We start from the raw sequence: 18,388 nt of genomic DNA, 5'->3' as shown, positions 1-18,388 counted from the left end.
CCGATTCAGGCCGCCGCGTCGTACTGCAGGCGGAACTGGTTGAGCAGCGCGAACACCCGCAGGCCATTGATGTAGTCCGGCGGGAACAGCACGTTGACCCGGCTCGGGTCCTGCACGTCGCGCTCGACGATCAGGTGCTCGGCGAACAGCTCGGCGTTCTCCACGTGGCCTTCCATTTCCAGCTTGGCGTACTGGGCAATCAATTCGCCGCGGATGGTGCTCGGGGTCACGATCGGTTGCCCGGCGCCAAAGCGGGTGCCATCGGAAGCCAGCTTGTGTCGCCCATATTTGCTGGTGATCACGCTTTGCAGGCGACGCACGATAAACGCCGACTGGTGCATGGTTTCGCTGTCCAGGTAGGAGTTGTCGGCCTGGCCGTAGGCGTTTTTCTGGTAGGTGGTGATCGAACGCTGGATCCGCACGTAACCGCCTTCGTAATAGGCGGTGGCGATGCCGTAGTTGAGCAGCGACTGACGCTCGGTCAGGGTGAAACGCTCGCTGGCCGGCGCCGGATCGACACCCGGCAGGCTGCCACTTTGAGTCGGACGGCTGGCGTCGGCAGAGATAAACACCGAGGTCCGCGCAGCCAGGGCGGCGGCTTGCACCCACACCGGTTGCGGCACGCCGGCTTCCAGGGCCTGGATGGTCATGTGCTGGTCATTACGCGCCTGGCCCGCTGCTACCAGCGTGCCGACGGTGCCGCGCTTGGCGCTGTAGACATGGCCGAACAGTTGCTTGGCCCAGGACCAGCGACCGGTGCTGTCATCCATGACCGCTTGCCAGGCGTTGAGGGTCGAGGTGTCGGTCCAGGGCATGCAGATAAATTCGAAAGGCTCGTCGCCCAACGCCGCCAATGCCGCGACCTGATCCGGCACACCGGTGCCGCCGGCCATCTTGCCCAGGGTCAGCGACAGGCCGGCCGGGGTTTCCTCGCCATTGCTCTTGCCCAGGCGATTGAGTTGCAGGCTGATGTCATTGCCCGTGTCGCCGGTCCACTTGGCGCTCAGGGTGACGGTGCCATCAACGGCAGCCGCCGTGACCGGCAGATCGACCGCGGCGTTGATCTTAAGCGCCAGCGCCGCGGCGGCCTGAGTGGCCGTGGCGCCGGTGACGATCGAGGCCTGCACCCGCACACCGCCGACATACAGATTGAGCAAGCCGCTCTGGGTCGCCGCGCCGGTGAGCTTCAGCTCGGCCTTGGCCATGCTGCCCTCGGTGCTGTGCAGCGGCAGGCACCAGATCTCGCCGACCGGGTCGGTCTTGCGCCAGGTTTCGTACATGGCGGCGAGCATCGAACCAGTGCCGCCGATGCTTTTCGCCAGGGCCACACTGGATACCAGCACCAGGCTGCCGACTTCGGTGCTGGTGGTGTTGTCGTTGACCTGGGCCACGATCAGGCGGCGCATGGACGACGAAGCACTATTGGCTGCCGAATTGTCCATCTCGGCGTAGAACAGCGGTACACGAATGTCCGCAGGGATATTACTGAAACCGATCGCCATTATTTGGCTCCTTGTGATTTCGCCGCTTTCACGGCTTTGCTGGTGATATCGCCATCGGCCAGACGTCGACGCCACCAGGCGTTGTCCGGTACTTCACGGCCGGTGACAGGCAACAGATCGCCCGCTTCCGGGTCCGGCACCGCGCGGCCAGCGGCCGGCAGCACAGTGATGCGTTTAGTCATGGGGTTACGTCTCCTGAAAAAGTCAGCTCCAGACGCCCGTCGGGCCCCGGACGTTGCAGATTGGGGTCGGCCGGATCGATGGCATCGACCCGCACCGTAACCCCGGTAAAAGACGGCAAGCCGTCGAGTTCACGTTCATGCCAGGTTTCCGCCGGCTGGCTGGGCAGGTTGCGACCCAGCTGGAACTCAGCGAAAAAGTGCAGGCGGTAGAGCAAGCGGGTGGCACTGAGCGACACCAGCTCGCCGCCGTCGTATTCGATGGGGTTGTAGTCGAGGCCGGGTTTGAAACCGACCAGGGCCCGCCAGACTTCGGCGCGCAGGTCGTGCATGAGGTCCAGCGCTTTTGTAGCGTCGGTGGCGTCAAGCACCAGCAGCACTTCGAAGCGATCGCGGATGATTTGACGGTTAGCGTTCTGCGCCGCACTGCGACTCGCCACATCGGTCAGGGGCGCGATATACGCCGCAGGGAGCTGCAGCGAGGGATCGGTCTCCAGGAAAGGCAGGTCGATGCCGACAGCGATGCGGTTGGTGAGGTTGGGGCAGTGAGTGCGGAGCTGGGTGGAGATGGGGGTGATTTTCATGGGGTCACCGGGCAATAAAAAGCCCGCTGGGGGCGGGCTGAATGAGAACTTGAAATAGATCAAGAGGAATCAATGATTCAAAGACCTGTTACATCAGCAACCAACATCCGCTGCGGTAAACCGCCGTTTGGATACTTCTGGACACGCTCTTTTGCCCAGGGATGAGTCCAAAACAACGTGCCTACCATCGCCGAACTATAAACGCCAGCCGGGGATAAACAGGCCATACGCTGATATTCATAACTCGCGTTATAAGGGCGTCCCAAAGGGCGAACCAATTGAAAGAAACAATGACCATTCGCTAACGTCGCGGCGTAGGTACGTCCCGGCTGATTGAAGGATGTCTGTATTGAATACCCGCTCTGGCTTGGACCATTGCCATCAATAAAAACACCCGCGAGATTAAGAAACGGAGTTGAGGTCGAGAATTTTAAACTGCCATCCTCCCCCATAACTTCTAACCCCTGCCCGGCTGATGCTCGAACAGGACCGAACGAATAGTACTCAACCGCATACCCTGGAGCACTCCCCCACAGAGCACCTCTATTTTCAACAACTGGAATTGCAGAGCGATAAAACCTTAAAGTGGCTCCATCATTGGGAAGTGCTGCGCATCCAATATTGTTAACACCTTCAAATCCACTCCCTAAAATACTATAAGCCGAGAGATATAGAGTGCCTTTCCCATAAAGAACCAAATTAGGATAATCACTCCCGGCGACTTTAAAACCCTGCTCGTTAAACGCCTCGAACCCAATCATCAGTAAGACACCACAATCAACATAGCAGCACCTGAAAATGCGCCAAAGTAATAACTATCAGCGATTCCCCAGCTAATAGTTCTCCCAGTCTTGGAGACACTTACTACAGCGTTTCCGCCCTGAAAATAAGCGAAGTCCAGATCGTTCTCGGAAATATCATTGTACGTGCGACTGCCTGAGTACCCGGCCACCGCCATGACTACAATATCAATTATTCGAGCATAGCGGCCTGTCCCATCCATGCATAAAACCCCATCGGGGCTATAAACCTCTATGCCAGCAGCCATTACCAAATACCCGCTCGCAAACAAATCTTTCCAGAGCTGTAAAATATCTGTAGCGATTGATTATTAATAAAAAGCCGGCCACCGCCTGCCACCTCGCCATTAAACTCAATACCGCCAGACTTATCCAAGCGCCAGCCTGTCTGCCCAGCAACGTAATTGGTTGATTGTATATACTCTCCAATCTGGGCGTTCGTAATAGAACCATTTCTAATAAAGGCACTATCAATAAACACGTTATTATCTTGCACGACGAACGGATAGAAAACCTCTCCAACATTGGGGTCAACAATTGCAAATCGGCTCGCCGCAATTAACACTTGACTGGTAACGACACCTTTATCGTTTTCTACCCCAACCCCAATGCCAGCCAAATAGGGTTTTCCATCCACGGTCATTTGAGTCTTGATGCTATACATCGCCGCCAACTCATCCTTCACGGCTTTTAACTCGATCGCCGAACCACCACCGGTTTCAACCTTCTCCAGCAGTGCCTTGCTCAACTGCGTTTCACTGATCTTATCCGTCAGGTATTCCAGGATCGGCCCTGCATCACTGCTCGATTGCCCCATTACCGACTTCGAGTAGGCGCCCACGTTACCAATACGATCGACCAATCTTGCCCAGAAGAAAAATGAAGTACCTGCAGCCAAGCCCATTACGGTCAAGTCGGTTTGCGGATAGGCATAATCACCAAACTTGGTGGCCGTTGAGAGATCGTTCGTCTTGCTGTACCAAATTTCTGTTCGCTGCAGATCTGCCGTACTGAGTTCCTCGGGAATAGACCATTTCACTTTGATCGCAAACACCAACGATTGCGCCGTCAAGGAAGACACAGCCGGGGGCAGAGTCGTTTTTCCATTCAATACAGTTTCTTGTGAGGTCGAAAAAACCGATCCGATATCCAACACGTTGATCGCCCGGACCTTGGCCACATAACGCCCAGCGTAGATACCCGAGACTTCTATCGAGTTACTTCCCGTACGCCCGGCGAATACCCACTCGCCGTCGTTCTTGCGCCAATAAGCCTCAAAGGCAACAGCGTTGCTCGGTCGAACCCAGTCTATGGTCATGACATTGACCGCACTGCCTTGATCGACAAAGTGATCATTACTGACCCGGACCGCTTCTGGTGGTGCCTGTACACTTGGCGGAATCACCGTCACCGGCGGCCGTTCAATTCGTGCACCGTTATCAATCGCTTCAAACTTGCTGGCGACATGCTTGACAGCACTGATGCTGTACTTGATGGAGTCATCAGTGAAGTCTTCAGCCACTGACAGCACACGAAACTGCTGAACAGCCAAGGTCGAGGAGTCGATCGCCCACATCGAATGCACTGGCGGCAGCTCATCCAGATCCGTGCCCAGTACCACACGTTGAACTTCAGCCGGGAACCCGGTGGTGTCGAGGGTGATATCCCCGTTGTCCCAAGTGATTCCGGTACTGTCCCAGGTCAGCGGATAACCCACCGACTTGATCACGCGCGAGATGGCCTTGCCGGTGGGCATGATCAGGGTAACGGTGTCACCCGGATAGGCTTTCACATCGGCATCGAGCACCAGGGTGTCCAGAGTCGCAGAGCGCAGTCGACCGCCAATTCTGCGCCCGGCCCTGTCGTTATCGGCTACCCGGATGATCTGGCCCGGACGGGCCAGGGTGCCATCCAGGCCCACGGAGAAACTCACGCTTTCGGTTTCCAGGCGGTTAGTCAGCAGCGCCCATTTGCCAATGCGCTGGGCCTGAGCCTGTGAGGTGCAACCGGTGGCGGTGATTTCGGTCTGTTGTACCCCGTAGCGGGCAATGCCTTCCGGGTCATCGACGTACTGCACCTTCTGCCGGTAGAAGTCCGTCGGGTCGTTCCAGCTGACCAGCGCTACGCTGTAGCGGGTCTTTTTCGCCGAGCCACCGTAGACGAACTTGCCGTCGACCACGTTGGCATTGCTGTAGGTGTACACCGGGTCTTCCGGCATATCGGCCACGGCCATCACCGAGCCTGCGCCCCAATAAGCCATGCCGCGGAAGGTGGTCGCCAGGTCCTGCAGCACTTTTAGGGCATCGGCACGGACCGACAGATAGAGGTTGCAGGTGAAGCGCGGCTCCGTGCCGCCCTTGCCGTCGGAGACCGGTTGGTCGCAGTACTGGCCAATGCGGTACAGCTCCCACTTGTCCACCTGGGCGGCGTTGAGCAAATGCCCCAGGCCATAACGTGGGTGCAACAACAGGTCGTAGTAGATCCAGGCCGGGTTGTCGGTCCAGGCCGACTTGAAGGTGCCATCCCAGACGCCGCTGTAAACCCGGGTCAACGGGTCATAGTTGCTGGGCACGCGGATGATCCGGCCCTGCAATTCAAAGGAGCGGGTGGGGATCGACTGGAACTGCGAGGCATCGAATTGCAGGCCGATGATCGCCGACCCTGGGTAGCGCAACTTGGCATCGATCACATCGGTGATGGATTCGACACTGGTGGTGTCGGCAATCGCACCGCTGGTGGAATTCGGCGTCAGGCGGCGCACACGAACCGTCCAGCCGGCGGTAGCAGCAGGCAGATCGACACGATGGGAACGCTCATATTTGCTCGAAGTCTTGCCACTGAACGCCGCTTGCAGCACTTCAACGAAGGCAGCGCCATCAGTGGAAAGGTCAATGGCATAACGAACGGTATAACCGTTGGTATCACCGTTGCTGGTATTGGTCTGCGCCAGCCGCGAGACTGCCAGGCGGATACGCACCGCCGACAGTTGCAGGTTGGTGATGGCCTTGCTCCAGGGCTGATCGCTGCGCAACTCCACCGCCACCGAGGCCTCGTTCTCCACCGCCGGAAATCCCGGAATGTAGGTCTGGTCCTGGCTGCCGTTGCGGGTTTCGAGGCTGACCCCGGAGAAGTTCAGGCTACCGTCAGCATTGGCCAGGGGCGTCTCGTTGAGAAACACCGAGCGTTTGCCGTTCTTCAAGCCCACGATCTCGCCCTCGCTGACGAGGTCGAGAATCCGAGCGTAAGCCGTGCTTTGCAGGCTGTCTGGCGCCTCCACGGAGGGACGGGGCTTGGAGCCGCCGCCTTTGCTGCCAGCGAGAATAAGGTCAGTCATGGCTTTCCTTCAGGCGAAATAAGGCCCACGCAATGGCAGGCTGATTGAAGACGGGAGGGGTTAGAGTTGGTCTTCGGCGTAGATGCCGGAGCTGATCACGGCGCTACCGACGGTCAACTGGCCGTAGAGCAATCCCACCGGATTCCCCTGGACGCTGGTGTTGACCGGGCCATTGAAGCTGTAGCTGGGGCGGTTTTCCGGGCTGTCCTGGGCGGCTAGCCCCTTTGGCACCGGAGCCAGCATCTGCATGACGCCCCCCATCGCCATGGTCGCCCCAGTCATCATCAAAAACGAGGCGGCTGGGCCGGTCAGGTAACCGAAGGGGTTGAAGTAAGCCACTGCCATCAACACCGCCCCGAGAATGGTCTGCAAACCTCCAGCACGCTTCGAGCCGCTTAGAACCGGCGCGATACGGATCACTTCCTTGCCCAGGGGCTGATGAATCTCGGTCTCGGAAAGGTTGTGCCGCCCTTTGAACACGGCGAATCGCAATCCTTTATCCGCACTCTGCACCATGTAGCGCTCGAAGCCGGGAAACTGCCGGAAGTACCCCATCACTTCCTTGAAACCGCCGGCGATGGACACCCTGTGCTCACGCCCGAACATTCTCGCCAAGGAGCCTGACAGCAGCACGGTTTGCATCTTTTGTCGTTCTACGGCCAAGCCCATGGGGTTCTCCTGGCAATAAAAAACCCGCCGAGGCGGGCTTCAAGGAAAGGACGGATACAGCCTGGTTCAGAGCTGATCCTGCGCATAAATCCCGGCACTGATCACCGAACTGCCGACAGTCAACTGACCGTATAACAGCCCCACCGGGTTGCCTTGGGCACTGGTGTTAACCGCACCGTTGAAACTGTAGCTGGCACGATTGTCGGGGCGATCCATGGCACCGAGGCCCTTTAGCTGCGGCGACATCATCTGCATGACCCCGCCCATGGCCATGGAAATTCCGATATTGGCCGCGATGGTCCAGCCTGTAGTGCTGCTGCCACCGATCAGTGCCGAACTGCCTCCGGCGGCAAACATGCCCCCTGAAAAGTAGGAAGCAGCTACCACCAAGGCAACGCCGATAATGGTTTGAAGCCCGCCCGAACGTTTACTGCCGATCACTACCGGAGCAATACGGATATCGCTGTTGCCACTGGGCGCGTTCAAACGGTCGTGACCGATATTGTCGCGGCCAAGAAACAGCGAGTAGGTCAGCCCGCGGTCCTTGGACCCCATCAGGAAAGCCTCGAACCCCGGAATCAGGATGCACAAGGCACGTACCGCTTCCGAGGCATTGCTCACCGCCAGCCTGTGCACTCGGCCAAAGCGCGCTCCCAGGGTCCCGTAAAGACGGATGACCCTGATTTTTTGCTGATTCATCACATCACTCCCAGGAACAAAGATCCTCGGTTGAACTCATGGAAAGGCGATGGGTTTCAAGCCATCGCCATAAGCTGGCGATGCCGCCAGATGCTGACCGTAACTTCGTCCCAGTAACCGCCGTAGGTGTCGCGCTTGCTGTCACGTCCGTAAAGGTGATGGAGGATCGAGCCCGGGGCTGGAAAATGTTGCGGTTCGCTCTTGAGCATGCCATCAGCCAGGTAGATCGCCGCGTGATTGGGGACTGGCGAGCGAATTTGCATCAGCACCACATCGCCCTGACGCAAATCACTGACGCGCTCGAAACCGGCCTGCGGCAGGTGTTGCAGGTAAAGGTTGCCGCCCTTCTCCCACCAACCGTCTTCACGCTGATAACTTCCCAACTCAATACCCAGCTCCCGGCGGTAGTAATCCAGGATGATGCTCAAGCAATCATGTATGCCGTGGGCAAAGGCACGGCCGATCAGGGGGGCTTGATACCCGGTGGGCACCAGGCTCGCCCACTCGCCCTTGCGCACCTTGCCGTCGTCGCCCTTGCGCACTTCAAGAATATGCCAGGGCAGGCCCGACGCCTCACAAGCCACCCGATCCGCCTCGCTGGGCGCCGGCGGATAATCCGGGTGGCTGTGAATCACTGCCAGCACCTCGCCGCGCTCTTCCGCTGCCGCATAATCTTCGGGCGCCAAGCGAAAATGCTCGCTGGGCGTGGTAGCAGTATTGCGACACGGCACGTAGACGCGCTTGCGCGCCTCACGAATCAGCAACCCGCAACACTCATGGGGGTACTCGGCCAGGGCATGGCGCTCGATGGCCGCCAGGTTTGCCTTGTTCATGGTCAGCTCCGTAGTAGCCCAGCCGCTGGAAATGAGCCAAAGGGCAGCGGATTGTTTTCACCGAAACGCAGCTTGCAGCTGCTCAGGCGCCCACCGCATTTGTCCTTGGCGGCGTCCGTGACAATCACATCGTTGCTATCCGCCACCGGGCCGCCGTTATAACCGCAATAGGGCCCGCGATAGCCACCACAACTCAGCCACCAGCAGACGTTGGCGACAATCTGCCGCCGCGGCAGCTGCACGCCGTTAAAGTCCAGGGCGCTGGCCAACTCGAACTTCACCACCTCGTTGTCTTCGGATGACTTGCGCTCGACGTACCAGATATCCGGCGGCAGTTCCTCTTCAGGATCCGCTTCGGGCTGGCCATCCAGGTACTTGCCGAGGGTCCGGTGACGAATCAGCCGGGCCCCCACCAAATCTTCGAAATACAACACCAGGGCAGTGATAAATCCACCGACGTTACCCACCGAAAGTGTCGGCGTCGGCTGCGAGCCCTGGCCGGACATTTCAAAACCCTCGGCCTGAATCGGCCAAGGGGAATACTCCAGTCCCTGCCAAAAGATCGACGACTGCTGTGGGTAACCGTGAAAACGATAAAGCTCGGCACCAAGACTCGTGGCGTCGAGCTCAAAAAGCTCCACCCACGCGCCTGGCTCCAGGGTCTGGATATCGGCCGTGATCGGCATGGTGACTCCTCAGGCAAAAATAAACCCGCTCGGAGCGGGTAGCGGTGATTGCAGATGCTGTAGCGCTTAAAGCATCCAGTTGGGCTTGAATTGCAAAGGAACCAGGCAATCAACCGCAGCGTTCGAGAGGTACACCCCGTATTGGCCCTGATGCCCCCAGCCGTAGATCATGCCTTCGTTGTCCATCGCATAGACTACCGAGGCCCCGGTAGCGGCATGAGTAGTGTTCAGAAAGCCAATATTGTCGATGGTGATGGGCTTCCCGGAGTTGCCAAGCTTTGGCAGCGCTACCAGTGTAGGAGTGGTAAGGCCCCCAACAACGCCGCGTCCCCCGTCGCCATAACCATTAACGCCCATGTGGTACACGTTGCCTGCAGCGCTCCGGATAAACATCGGGAAACAGTAACTGTAGTAAGGCCGGTCAAAATCTTGAGTCATGACTTTGCTGACTTTACGGTCTGCGGTCGTTCCGTCAAATGTCGGATGTTTGGTGGGCACTAGAAGATTGGTCGCATTGCCATTGCCTAACTGCGAGGTGGCGTTATAGCCCCAGACCCAAAGCGCCCCATCTGCATCCACACCGTAGCAACTGCCCACACCGCCACCGCAAACGCTCAGTTGAGTAAAGGCCTGCGGGATCTTGAAGGGAGTCGCCAGGGAGGTGGTATTACCGCTGCCCAGTTGAGCATAAGTATTGACGCCACAAGTACGCACCGAGTCCGTGAACCACATCACAGTGAATCCGCTAGCGTTCGCGGCGCTGTCAGCCCACCCGCTGCCGCCTTTGATACTCAAGAGTTTGGCGACTTCATCGGCCCCACCCCACGCAGCAGTCACCTCGGTAAAGGAGACGATGTTAACCGGAGCAGCAACGCCGGCCTGCCCATGCCCGTTATACCCCGCAAAGAACAAACGATTGTCGGAGGTCTGTAGCCAGGTACGCCCGTAGTGACTGCCAAGGTTCCAAACCGACTTGATCTCACCTTGAGTCAGAACATCCCAAACTTTGGTCCAGGAGTTTCGCAAGGTGGTGTCACCACTACCGAGCTGGCCATACCCGTTATAGCCAGCAGCATATAAGCCATCAGCTTTGCGAATGAGCGCCTTACCTCCGTCAACACTGTGGCCAGAATTGGTCTCATGAAAATAGATATCGAGTACACCGCTTGTCGACAACGTGGGCAGCGGCGCTACCGCCACGTGTCCCAACCCCAACTGTCCAAGGTTGTTATAGCCCCAAGCCCAGAGTTCCCCGTTGGCAAGAAGTGCATAGCCGTTGTAACCCGCAGCTCCTGCTTTTATTACCGGAGAAGTGCTGGGAATACTTACTCGACTGAAGTTATTCAGACCATAGAGCGAAGTAGACGCGTTAGGTCCGCGGCCGGCTTGAAAGTTGCCGTATACAGTCGCAGCACCACACGCGGACCACAGCACTCCATTGACGATGGCGTAAACGCTGTTGACCAGGCAATTGCTGATCCAGGACGGCTTAATCGGATTGATTGCTCCTTCCAACTTCGTGACCCGCTGGGCGCTGTTGTCCACCTGAGTGGCCAGGGCAGGAACATTCACCTCTCCAGGTGCAGACGCAGCAGCGGCAGCCATCGTGATCCAGATTACGCTGGAGTTGGCCATGCGGGTTTCTGAGCCAACCCGGGGTGGGCCATTGGAGCCATCTGATACAACCCCACCGGTGTAAGTAGCCCAGCCAGTCGCTACCGTCACATTTCCTACCAGTGTGCTCTGAGTGTTATCTCCACCAAATACAGGGTTCAGCCCAACTGAGTTGGAGCCTCCTCCATTTATAGGAGTGCGATGCTTCATGCTTTGAACTTGGTCTGACTGATGCCGCCCTACCGCACCCATCGAGTTCAGCCCATAACCCCGGTAAGTGACCCCGCCCACACCAAGCTGGTCGTATTTGCCATTGTCATCCGGCATCCGGAAGGTCGTGGAACCATCGCCATGGGAATAGCAGCCGCGGAGGGTGACATTGGACTTCCATTGATCGTCCGCCACTGCTGCAGCCTGGACCTTGGCCCACAACCCAGGCCATACGGCGCGCTGCAGAAGCTGTCCGGAGCGCTCCACGAACCCGGCTGGAATCGTCTCCACCGGCAGGGTCCAGGGAATGGTCGAGCCCACAGGCAAACCGGTGCCGCTGGCCACTTCCTTGAAGGTCCCATCACTGCACAGGAAGCGGTCGTTATCCGTCTCCAACACAGGCGGAGCGGGAACCAGGCCTTTTGCACCGCCAGCGGAGGCTGTCGCCCCCTTCATGGTGGCGCTGTAAAAAGCAGCAGGCTGGCCTGCGAGCTTGTCCGAGTCGGCCGCTGTCTCACTCTTGCCGAGCTTGGCGTTGAGCTGGCCCTGCACCTTGGCAAAGCCCTGCAGCAGCGTATCGCTAGCCACGATTGCAGCGTTGACCTGCTCCCCCATGCCCGCCAGCGACGTCGAGCGCACCCGGGCCGCAGTGAAATACTGGTTGGTCGCTCCTTCCGCCACCTGGTCGGTTGATCCTGGTGATGAAGGGATCAACACAAATGCCGAACCACTCCATCGATATTGCTTCGTGGGGTTGTTCAGACTTTCACCATCGTTGACCGCAATATAGATCTTGCCGACCTCCCCCATCACCGGAAAATCGGCCAGTGTTGGAAACTCCAACACATCTCGAGGTAACTGCGAAGCTGGCACCGTTCCGTTGACCAACTGCGCCACAGTCGTGCCCAAGGCTGAGGCTGGAACTGCCGCATCAGCTTTGGCCTTGGCGACTGCGGCGTCCGTCACACCCTGGTCAGCCTTGGCCTGCGCGGCGGCAGTGCGGCTGTCCAGCTCCACAAAATTGTCGTTGATGGTCTGGGCACCCGAGCGCAGGTTCTGGCCATTGCCATCGTTGGGTGCACTGCCAATGTTGATCGGATCGATAGTCATGGATGAAACGCCTGTTCAAAAGTTGCGCTGAGCGAATAGATCCCCGCCCCTAACGGCGAGGGCTGATAGGTCTTGCAGCGATACAGCCCTTGCTCGCCCAGCGGCGGCGTCCAGTAAAAAGGCATGGCGCCTTGATGAGAGTCGATGAAGTCGATGATCGGCTTGATCTTCTTGTCATCACCGACAAAGGTCAGTGGCCAGGACTGGGTCTTGTTGTTGATCCCGTCCTGCGCCACCTGCCGATAACCATCACCGAACTGGGCAGATTTAAGACGAAACTCGACGCTGCCCACGGGTTCCACCTTGGGTACCCAGGTGAATGTTTCAATAGTCATGTTTTTCTCCGGGCGTGAGCCGTTGCGGCCGCTGGGAATCAGCGGCCGTTGATGACGGACCAGATTTGGCCGCCCGGTTTCAGGTCACGAGCGATCTGCTCGGCAGCGCCTTGCTTGGCGGCACTGGCGTAGGCATTGGCGAGGTTCTGCGAGTTCATGCCGGCCCCAGAAGCGCCAGCCTGACCGTCGGCCACATTGATGGTCTGCTGGATGACCACTTGCTGGTTACTGGTGGTGCCAGACTGTCCGCCGCCCAACGCAACAACACCCAGCGAACCGTCGGAGCCACGACTCAAAGGCATGATGGCTTCTGGTCCGGCTTCACCGAAAAGGGCCATTGGCGCAAGCGTCGGCCCCATGGCCACGGAGTTAGTAAAGACCCCACCTTTGGCATGAGAAAACACCGGCGGCGTTACACCGGAAGCATCGAGTTGCGGGGTGAACACATTCGATACACCACCCACAGTGAAGGTGCGGGATGCTGGGGCAGCACTGGGGAAAAGACTACTTACCGTAGAACCGATCATGCCGAACAACGAACTTAGCGCACTGGAAGCCGCCGTCTTTGCCGCCAGCATCGCCATGTCCTTGAGCACCGACTTGGCAAAATCTGAAAAGGAGAATTTGCCCGTGGTGGCGAACTGCAGGATCGCCTCATCCATTTGTTGGAAGGCACTGGTAAACACGGCCTTGGTCTTGCCTGCCACGTCGTTGGCGCTACTCATGTAGTCGCTAAAAGCGGACTGCGCGCCATTCTTCCATCCATCGAGCAACTCGCCCATCTGCCCATAATCGCTCTGGATCTGTTGCGTGGTTTCGCTGTGCTTGGCCTTCAATTCATCAAGTTTTGTCGCGTAATCGGCGCTCTGCTGCGTTACCCGGCCGTAAGCATCACCAACTGGAAAATTGATTCCCGCCTTGTCGGTGTAGCTCGCCGGGGCCTGCGCTGCGCTTTGTAACCACTGTTTATCCAGAGACTGGGCATACTCGGCTCCAACACTCTTGTTCTGCTGGAGCAGTGCGTTCAAGGCGCTCTGGCTTTTTACAAATTCATCGGCTGCTTTGGCTGCCGGGTCATAGGCCTTGCGTAGATCGCCGAAGGCACTGGAAGTCGCGTCCAACGCAGACGCAGACGAAATGGCTAAGGCATCAGCTATTTTCTTGCCGGCCTCTTCGACTCGTCGCTGCATGCTGCGCATGCCTTGATCGGTAATACGCTGTGCTTTATCCAAGGCCCGTTCCAGGCTGCCAAGGTCCAGCAGCAGATTCCCTTGGGAAGCAGTTGCCATAGGTTTCTCCGGGTCATGAAAAAACCCGTCGAAACGGGTTTCAGAAAAGTGGCCTGTCCTAGCACCACTCGTTCATTGCGCGCTCGAGTGACATCCCCAAGCGTTGTTCATAAGGCATGAAATCCAGCAATTCAGCCGTGCCCCCGCCCAGCCGGTGGGTCTGCAATGCAACCAGTGCGTTGCCCGCCTCCAGCCGCCTACCGGCATGCAGCGAGCCATATCGATCGATATAGCGCCCCCACGCCAGGGCTTCGTGATAGGTCATGCGCTCCTTGGCTTCAGCTATGGTCCGGCCGCCGACTCCGTTCAGTACAAGTTCGTGCCAGAACTCATCGGCGGCACTCAGTTTTTTGCGACAGCGCCACCTGTGCCGTTGACCTCATTCACCGCGTTCAGGATCAGGAAACCCAACGACGGTTCAAGGTTATAGGCGTCGTCGTAACTGAGGCTTTCCGCGCCTTCAGCACCCAATGCCACCGATGCGGCGATGAAACTGGCATTGCGACTCGACTCGGACTCACCCTGGGCAAACAGGCGCTCGATCACACCGAAGGACTGCCGACGGATGTGCAGGGTGAAGGTGTCGGTCACCTCCTTCCCCGTTTTGCTGTCTGGATGAGTCCAGCTCACTTCCTTTTTGACTGCTTGACCGTCGACGATGCCGCCTTTGGCTTTCAGTTGTTTGAGGTTCATAGGGCCTCTCAGGCTTTCTTGATCCAGGTGGAGCCACCCGTGCGTTGAATGGTGACGGTGGTAGTGACCACCGCGTTCAGCGCGAAGTTGAAAGGGAAGTCCGAGACGTAGCCGTCGAAAGCAAACCAGGTGCGAGTGGCCGGTAGCTCGAAGTTGTCACCCTTGGTGTTGACGGTGGGTACCACGCCTTTACCGTCGGACCAGCCCACCACCCACTTGACGCTGGTGTCGCCATCAGCCTCGGAAAGCTGATGCAGGCGGATATGGCTGGCGTTTGCAGGGTCGGCGTTCAGACCCAGGCTGGCGGTGCCTGGAGTACGCAGACCTTTTTTGTAGCTGCGCTCTGCTGCGTTGAGGCTGGTGTCTTCGATTTGTTCAGCGGGTGCACCGCCTGGATCGAAAGAGGTTGCGTGTTCGATTTCCAACACGGTGTAGGGACCGCTGCCGGCGAGCGACGGAACAAGGGCAAAAATTTGAGTACCTTGGGTAAGAATCGACATCGGGTGTTCTCCTGCGAACAATAAAAAACCCGCAATGGCGGGCAATGGGTATGACTCGGTTTGAAAGGCTGGCTCAGGCCGCCCGGCAGCTCACGGAGCGGGCGTGCCATCGAGATAAGGGGGGGCGTTCGGATCTGGCTCTCGGCTTTTGATCAGATCGACCAGCGCCTGATTACTCTGGGCCAGCAGACGGATGGCTGCGTTCAACGCCAACTGACCATCTGCTTGGGTTTGCAGGGCCGCAACCAGACGATTGATCGCTGCCAGTTCTTCATCATTCATCGCTGTTCATTCTCTTCGCGTTGATCGGGGTGGTGATTACTTGGAGTGGCCTCAAACAGTGATACGACCCGACTTGCCTTTGATCAATTGGTGATCAACATATCGATAGTGCTGGTATCGCATGAAAAATTAGTTTTCTTATCAAGGACAAAATAGAGGGCGGACGATTTGGTGACGGGCACTTTAGTTGCCGAAAAGACAGCACCCTTACCTCTTGCCAAAGTGCCCGACTGAAGTACTGCGCCATCCAGATTGAGGGACCAGCTAACACCATCGCCACAGCCATCGTGAATATGATTAACACGCCCAAGAATATTGATATCACCAATAATCGGGCTATTCCAACGAACAATCGTCTGACTATTTTTTCCCGGATGAAGAGCCAAGTTACCTGGCTGCAGAACATAACCGCCGTTCTCGGTGAAGGTGAAAGTTTTGAAGTGCACCGAAACAAGCGCCATCGATAATGGATCCGCCCAGCACGTGGCAGCATTACCAGAACAAGTATCCGCCGTAAAAACAGGCAACAGGGTATAGCTCTCCGGCTTATTCAACCCCGAGGCATTTTGCATAAATGCCCAGGGCGAGTTTGGCGCAGGATTACTCTTGATAAAGACAACATCCCGCGCCAAGTTCCAAGACATGGCATCCGCCCAGGTATTCAGGGATGTACCCATCAACGAAAACAGACTCAAGAGCAATACTGCTTTAATCTTTTTCATACTATCTCCGATAGTGTTTTTGCGAGCTTACGTGCTCATTTTTGAAACGGCCTTGCATACAAAAAACTGCTGCAACTCCTTACAACGAGCGTTCAATCAATCGCCCCTAACGCTTCATCACTGACTACTAGTGCTCATGGATCCCAATAGCGATCCAACCGTAGATAAAACTCAGTCCAGCCCAAGCACGCTAAAGTTGGGCGCAATGACTTAAAGCTGCACCACCTTAAGTGGCCGGGCTGCTGGCTTTTTCTTGCCCGCAGCCTTGGCCTTGCCTTGCTTGCCGCCATTGCATTCAACCGTGGTACTCCAGCCAGATTGGGTGAACAGCTGTTCGACCGAATCCACCAGGTAGTCGCCATCGAGTCCGACCTTGAAGCCCTGGGCACTGATGATTCGCTCGGCAAACAGATCGGTACGCCCGGGCATATCCAGGCGCAAACTGGCGGTGCTGCGGTTGAAGGCCGCCAAACGCGCTTTGGCAGCCTGCTCGGCGGCCTGTTTGTTCGGATACAGATGCCGATCGGTGTTCACCGTCGGCACGCCTGGCGCTGCATGTTCATTCCCCAGGTCAATGACTTTGAGCGCTCCACTCTTTTTGTCCTGATGCCGGGTCTGCACCGCCTTGTGAGTACTGCCATCACTCAGGCGGAACTGATAGCGGCTGACATCACCGCGGGTAAGGGTGACGACGCCCAGAGCCTTGCCGCTGGCGCTTTGCCCGGCTTGCCGGGGCAGTACCAGCAGCTTGCCTTCGGCCACTTTGGCGGTGCAGTCGTATTGCCTGGCCAGGCGGGTGATGAAGTTGAAATCGGACTCATTGAGTTGATCGATGCGCGGCACCTTGATGGCGAGCGAGCAGATCGGTATCCATCCGTTGCGCGCCGCCAGGTCACGCACAATCAGTTGCAGCGAGACGTTCTCCCAACTGCCACTGCGGGTGGTTTTGCCGCTGCCGCGCATGTCACTGGCCTTGCCGCGAATCTCGAGGGTGTCGGGCGGTCCGTTCACCACCACCTCATCCACGGTGTAGCGCCCCAGGCGGGTCAGTTCCTGGCCGGCGTAACCGAGGAACACTTCAATGCTCGCCCCTCGCCGGGGCAGCGCCACGGCGCCGTCGCGGTCATCGATGCGCAGCTCGAATTCGTCCGACTCCATGCCGGGCTTGTCCGTGGTGCGCAGGCTCAGCAAGCGGTCGTTGATCTGCGCGGTGATGTCCCGGCCATCGGCAACAACGCGGAACCTTGGCGTCATGAGCCGTGCTCCAGAAAGTGCAAACCCCGTACTCGACGGGGCTTGTTGAAGGGGTTGAGGGTCAGTCCCATAGCTGGACCATGGCCTCGGCCCGAACCGGCAGTTGCGGCAGCCGGATCAAGACCCCGGCGCGAAACGGCTGGGGTTCGTCGGCCAGCCCCTGGTTGGCATCCAGCACGGCCTCGACACTGCCGTTGAGGTGGCCGTAGTACTGCTGACACAGGGTATCGAGCAGGTCCCCGTCAGACGTTCTGCAGGTCGTCGCCATAGCTTACGAACTCCAATGAAAAACCTTGTTTGCGGGGGATACCACCGGCCAGCAGGTGGCTCTGATCTTCCTCGATGCTGGTCAGGCACCAGGTGCCCAGCACTTCACCGTAGCCCGTGGTCAGGCCCAGCGGCTGCAAGCGTCGGCCGATACTGCGCAAGGTTTGCAACTGCCCGAGGCCCCCCTTGAACCCCGGAAAGATCGCGCCCTTGAGGGAAATGCGCTCTTCACCCTGGCCCACCGCCTGCTGGGCGACACTGCGGCTCAGGCGCTCCTGACCGGCCCAGCGGAACCCGGTCTGTCGGCGCAGCTCCTCAAAGGCCGCGGTGTCGACATTGAAGTAGTAAGGCTGCCCACCGGCCCCCAGCGGTTGCAGGATCAACAGGTGGGGGAAGGGCTTCACCGCTTCGGCCGCCGGTGTGGCCTGTTCGGCAAACGCGGCCGTCGGGAAAATATTGCCCAGGGCGGGGCTGATCTGCCCGCCGATGCGGTTGATCGCCGCGCCGGCCTTGGCCACCTGCTCCTGCAAGGCGCCAAGACGCTGCTGCACCTGCCCCGCTACCGTCACCGCCTGGCTGTACTTGGCCGCCACTTCACCAACGACCGACTGCGCGGCGCTGATACCGCGCATCGTGCGCTGCAACTTGGCGCCCAGGGCCGGCCCGACAAAGGGCAGGTTCTCCAGCTCCAGGGCGGCGCCAGTGATATCGCTGATGGCACCGTTCATGGGCCCCAGCATCTCATCTGCACTGCGCCGCCCCGCCTCCGCTGCCGCCACCAGGGAGCCAAGCCCCGACTGCAGCTGTTCCATGTAAGCCATGGGAT

21 protein-coding genes are annotated in these 18,388 nt (G+C 58.3%); all 21 read right to left on the bottom strand.

All coding sequences use genetic code 11. The annotated features are described in order from the left end of the window. Window positions 1-5: 5 nt before the first annotated feature. Entirely contained in the window at window positions 6-1,502 is a 1,497-nt protein-coding gene (locus tag JFU57_RS14010; RefSeq protein ID WP_201129670.1) for a phage tail sheath subtilisin-like domain-containing protein, read from the bottom strand. Further along, window positions 1,502-1,684 carry a DUF2635 domain-containing protein gene (locus JFU57_RS14005; protein WP_078470101.1) on the bottom strand — a complete coding sequence of 61 codons (183 nt, stop codon included), beginning with the start codon at window positions 1,682-1,684 and terminating at the stop codon, window positions 1,502-1,504. Before JFU57_RS14005 ends, JFU57_RS14010 begins: the two co-directional genes overlap by 1 nt. Next, window positions 1,681-2,265 (bottom strand): phage tail terminator protein, encoded by a 585-nt coding sequence (locus JFU57_RS14000; protein ID WP_201129668.1) that lies wholly within the window; start codon window positions 2,263-2,265, stop codon window positions 1,681-1,683. Before JFU57_RS14000 ends, JFU57_RS14005 begins: the two co-directional genes overlap by 4 nt. A gap of 77 nt (window positions 2,266-2,342) precedes the next feature. Next, window positions 2,343-3,026, bottom strand: a complete 684-nt coding sequence (locus JFU57_RS13995; protein WP_201129666.1) for a hypothetical protein — start codon at window positions 3,024-3,026, stop codon at window positions 2,343-2,345. Then, complete coding sequence (locus JFU57_RS13990; protein WP_201129664.1) at window positions 3,026-3,313, bottom strand: hypothetical protein; 288 nt, start codon at window positions 3,311-3,313, stop codon at window positions 3,026-3,028. The genes JFU57_RS13995 and JFU57_RS13990 overlap by 1 nt, the downstream gene beginning before the upstream one ends. Next, window positions 3,313-6,399 (bottom strand): host specificity protein J, encoded by a 3,087-nt coding sequence (locus JFU57_RS13985; protein WP_201129662.1) that lies wholly within the window; start codon window positions 6,397-6,399, stop codon window positions 3,313-3,315. Before JFU57_RS13985 ends, JFU57_RS13990 begins: the two co-directional genes overlap by 1 nt. A gap of 60 nt (window positions 6,400-6,459) precedes the next feature. Continuing rightward, window positions 6,460-7,068, bottom strand: coding sequence for a tail assembly protein (locus tag JFU57_RS13980; protein ID WP_201129659.1), 609 nt, complete (start codon window positions 7,066-7,068; stop codon window positions 6,460-6,462). Window positions 7,069-7,134: 66 nt separating this feature from the next. Beyond that, a complete protein-coding gene (locus tag JFU57_RS13975) occupies window positions 7,135-7,767 on the bottom strand; it encodes a tail assembly protein (protein ID WP_201129658.1) in 633 nt (210 codons plus the stop codon). Between the two features lie 56 nt (window positions 7,768-7,823). Next, window positions 7,824-8,600, bottom strand: a complete 777-nt coding sequence (locus JFU57_RS13970) for a C40 family peptidase (protein ID WP_201129656.1) — start codon at window positions 8,598-8,600, stop codon at window positions 7,824-7,826. A gap of 2 nt (window positions 8,601-8,602) precedes the next feature. Further along, a complete protein-coding gene (locus JFU57_RS13965; RefSeq protein WP_201129654.1) occupies window positions 8,603-9,286 on the bottom strand; it encodes a phage minor tail protein L in 684 nt (227 codons plus the stop codon). Window positions 9,287-9,352: 66 nt separating this feature from the next. After that, window positions 9,353-12,220, bottom strand: coding sequence for an RCC1 domain-containing protein (locus JFU57_RS13960; protein ID WP_201129653.1), 2,868 nt, complete (start codon window positions 12,218-12,220; stop codon window positions 9,353-9,355). Then, window positions 12,217-12,555, bottom strand: a complete 339-nt coding sequence (locus JFU57_RS13955) for a phage tail protein (protein ID WP_201129652.1) — start codon at window positions 12,553-12,555, stop codon at window positions 12,217-12,219. Before JFU57_RS13955 ends, JFU57_RS13960 begins: the two co-directional genes overlap by 4 nt. A gap of 38 nt (window positions 12,556-12,593) precedes the next feature. Further along, the gene (locus tag JFU57_RS13950) at window positions 12,594-13,844 is read right to left on the bottom strand and encodes a phage tail tape measure protein (RefSeq protein ID WP_201129651.1); all 1,251 of its coding nucleotides are present in this window, start codon (window positions 13,842-13,844) and stop codon (window positions 12,594-12,596) included. Between the two features lie 58 nt (window positions 13,845-13,902). Beyond that, the gene (locus JFU57_RS13945) at window positions 13,903-14,109 is read right to left on the bottom strand and encodes a hypothetical protein (RefSeq protein ID WP_201129650.1); all 207 of its coding nucleotides are present in this window, start codon (window positions 14,107-14,109) and stop codon (window positions 13,903-13,905) included. A gap of 77 nt (window positions 14,110-14,186) precedes the next feature. Beyond that, the gene (locus tag JFU57_RS13940; protein ID WP_201129649.1) at window positions 14,187-14,537 is read right to left on the bottom strand and encodes a phage tail assembly chaperone family protein, TAC; all 351 of its coding nucleotides are present in this window, start codon (window positions 14,535-14,537) and stop codon (window positions 14,187-14,189) included. Window positions 14,538-14,545: 8 nt separating this feature from the next. Then, window positions 14,546-15,037: a phage tail tube protein gene (locus JFU57_RS13935; RefSeq protein WP_201129648.1), complete on the bottom strand. Its 492-nt coding sequence runs from the start codon at window positions 15,035-15,037 to the stop codon at window positions 14,546-14,548. A 90-nt stretch (window positions 15,038-15,127) separates the two neighbouring features. Continuing rightward, entirely contained in the window at window positions 15,128-15,319 is a 192-nt protein-coding gene (locus JFU57_RS13930; protein WP_201129647.1) for a hypothetical protein, read from the bottom strand. A gap of 83 nt (window positions 15,320-15,402) precedes the next feature. After that, on the bottom strand, window positions 15,403-16,041 hold the full coding sequence (locus JFU57_RS13925; RefSeq protein WP_201129646.1) for a hypothetical protein: 639 nt from the start codon (window positions 16,039-16,041) through the stop codon (window positions 15,403-15,405). 210 nt (window positions 16,042-16,251) lie between these two features. Further along, the gene (locus JFU57_RS13920; RefSeq protein ID WP_201129644.1) at window positions 16,252-17,295 is read right to left on the bottom strand and encodes a phage late control D family protein; all 1,044 of its coding nucleotides are present in this window, start codon (window positions 17,293-17,295) and stop codon (window positions 16,252-16,254) included. 61 nt (window positions 17,296-17,356) lie between these two features. Next, entirely contained in the window at window positions 17,357-17,563 is a 207-nt protein-coding gene (locus JFU57_RS13915) for a tail protein X (RefSeq protein WP_020296575.1), read from the bottom strand. Further along, complete coding sequence (locus tag JFU57_RS13910; RefSeq protein ID WP_201129642.1) at window positions 17,538-18,383, bottom strand: phage tail protein; 846 nt, start codon at window positions 18,381-18,383, stop codon at window positions 17,538-17,540. The genes JFU57_RS13915 and JFU57_RS13910 overlap by 26 nt, the downstream gene beginning before the upstream one ends. Window positions 18,384-18,388: the final 5 nt, after the last annotated feature.

This window comes from Pseudomonas sp. TH07 (genome assembly GCF_016651285.1).
GTDB lineage: Bacteria > Pseudomonadota > Gammaproteobacteria > Pseudomonadales > Pseudomonadaceae > Aquipseudomonas.
This window is presented reverse-complemented; position numbering and strand designations above follow the sequence as displayed.

Excerpts from the sequence above, each read along its gene's own strand:
- JFU57_RS13975 (WP_201129658.1), bottom strand. The coding sequence starts at position 7,767 with ATGAATCAGCAAAAAATCAGGGTCATCCGTCTTTACGGGACCCTGGGA.
- JFU57_RS13970 (WP_201129656.1), bottom strand. The coding sequence starts at position 8,600 with ATGAACAAGGCAAACCTGGCGGCCATCGAGCGCCATGCCCTGGCCGAG.
- JFU57_RS13955 (WP_201129652.1), bottom strand. The coding sequence starts at position 12,555 with ATGACTATTGAAACATTCACCTGGGTACCCAAGGTGGAACCCGTGGGC.
- JFU57_RS13995 (WP_201129666.1), bottom strand. The coding sequence starts at position 3,026 with ATGATTGGGTTCGAGGCGTTTAACGAGCAGGGTTTTAAAGTCGCCGGG.
- JFU57_RS13965 (WP_201129654.1), bottom strand. The coding sequence starts at position 9,286 with ATGCCGATCACGGCCGATATCCAGACCCTGGAGCCAGGCGCGTGGGTG.
- JFU57_RS14010 (WP_201129670.1), bottom strand. The coding sequence starts at position 1,502 with ATGGCGATCGGTTTCAGTAATATCCCTGCGGACATTCGTGTACCGCTG.
- JFU57_RS14005 (WP_078470101.1), bottom strand. The coding sequence starts at position 1,684 with ATGACTAAACGCATCACTGTGCTGCCGGCCGCTGGCCGCGCGGTGCCG.
- JFU57_RS13950 (WP_201129651.1), bottom strand. The coding sequence starts at position 13,844 with ATGGCAACTGCTTCCCAAGGGAATCTGCTGCTGGACCTTGGCAGCCTG.
- JFU57_RS14000 (WP_201129668.1), bottom strand. The coding sequence starts at position 2,265 with ATGAAAATCACCCCCATCTCCACCCAGCTCCGCACTCACTGCCCCAAC.
- JFU57_RS13930 (WP_201129647.1), bottom strand. The coding sequence starts at position 15,319 with ATGAATGATGAAGAACTGGCAGCGATCAATCGTCTGGTTGCGGCCCTG.
- JFU57_RS13935 (WP_201129648.1), bottom strand. The coding sequence starts at position 15,037 with ATGTCGATTCTTACCCAAGGTACTCAAATTTTTGCCCTTGTTCCGTCG.
- JFU57_RS13920 (WP_201129644.1), bottom strand. The coding sequence starts at position 17,295 with ATGACGCCAAGGTTCCGCGTTGTTGCCGATGGCCGGGACATCACCGCG.
- JFU57_RS13945 (WP_201129650.1), bottom strand. The coding sequence starts at position 14,109 with ATGACCTATCACGAAGCCCTGGCGTGGGGGCGCTATATCGATCGATAT.
- JFU57_RS13925 (WP_201129646.1), bottom strand. The coding sequence starts at position 16,041 with ATGAAAAAGATTAAAGCAGTATTGCTCTTGAGTCTGTTTTCGTTGATG.
- JFU57_RS13910 (WP_201129642.1), bottom strand. The coding sequence starts at position 18,383 with ATGGCTTACATGGAACAGCTGCAGTCGGGGCTTGGCTCCCTGGTGGCG.
- JFU57_RS13960 (WP_201129653.1), bottom strand. The coding sequence starts at position 12,220 with ATGACTATCGATCCGATCAACATTGGCAGTGCACCCAACGATGGCAAT.
- JFU57_RS13980 (WP_201129659.1), bottom strand. The coding sequence starts at position 7,068 with ATGGGCTTGGCCGTAGAACGACAAAAGATGCAAACCGTGCTGCTGTCA.
- JFU57_RS13985 (WP_201129662.1), bottom strand. The coding sequence starts at position 6,399 with ATGACTGACCTTATTCTCGCTGGCAGCAAAGGCGGCGGCTCCAAGCCC.
- JFU57_RS13915 (WP_020296575.1), bottom strand. The coding sequence starts at position 17,563 with ATGGCGACGACCTGCAGAACGTCTGACGGGGACCTGCTCGATACCCTG.
- JFU57_RS13940 (WP_201129649.1), bottom strand. The coding sequence starts at position 14,537 with ATGAACCTCAAACAACTGAAAGCCAAAGGCGGCATCGTCGACGGTCAA.
- JFU57_RS13990 (WP_201129664.1), bottom strand. The coding sequence starts at position 3,313 with ATGGCTGCTGGCATAGAGGTTTATAGCCCCGATGGGGTTTTATGCATG.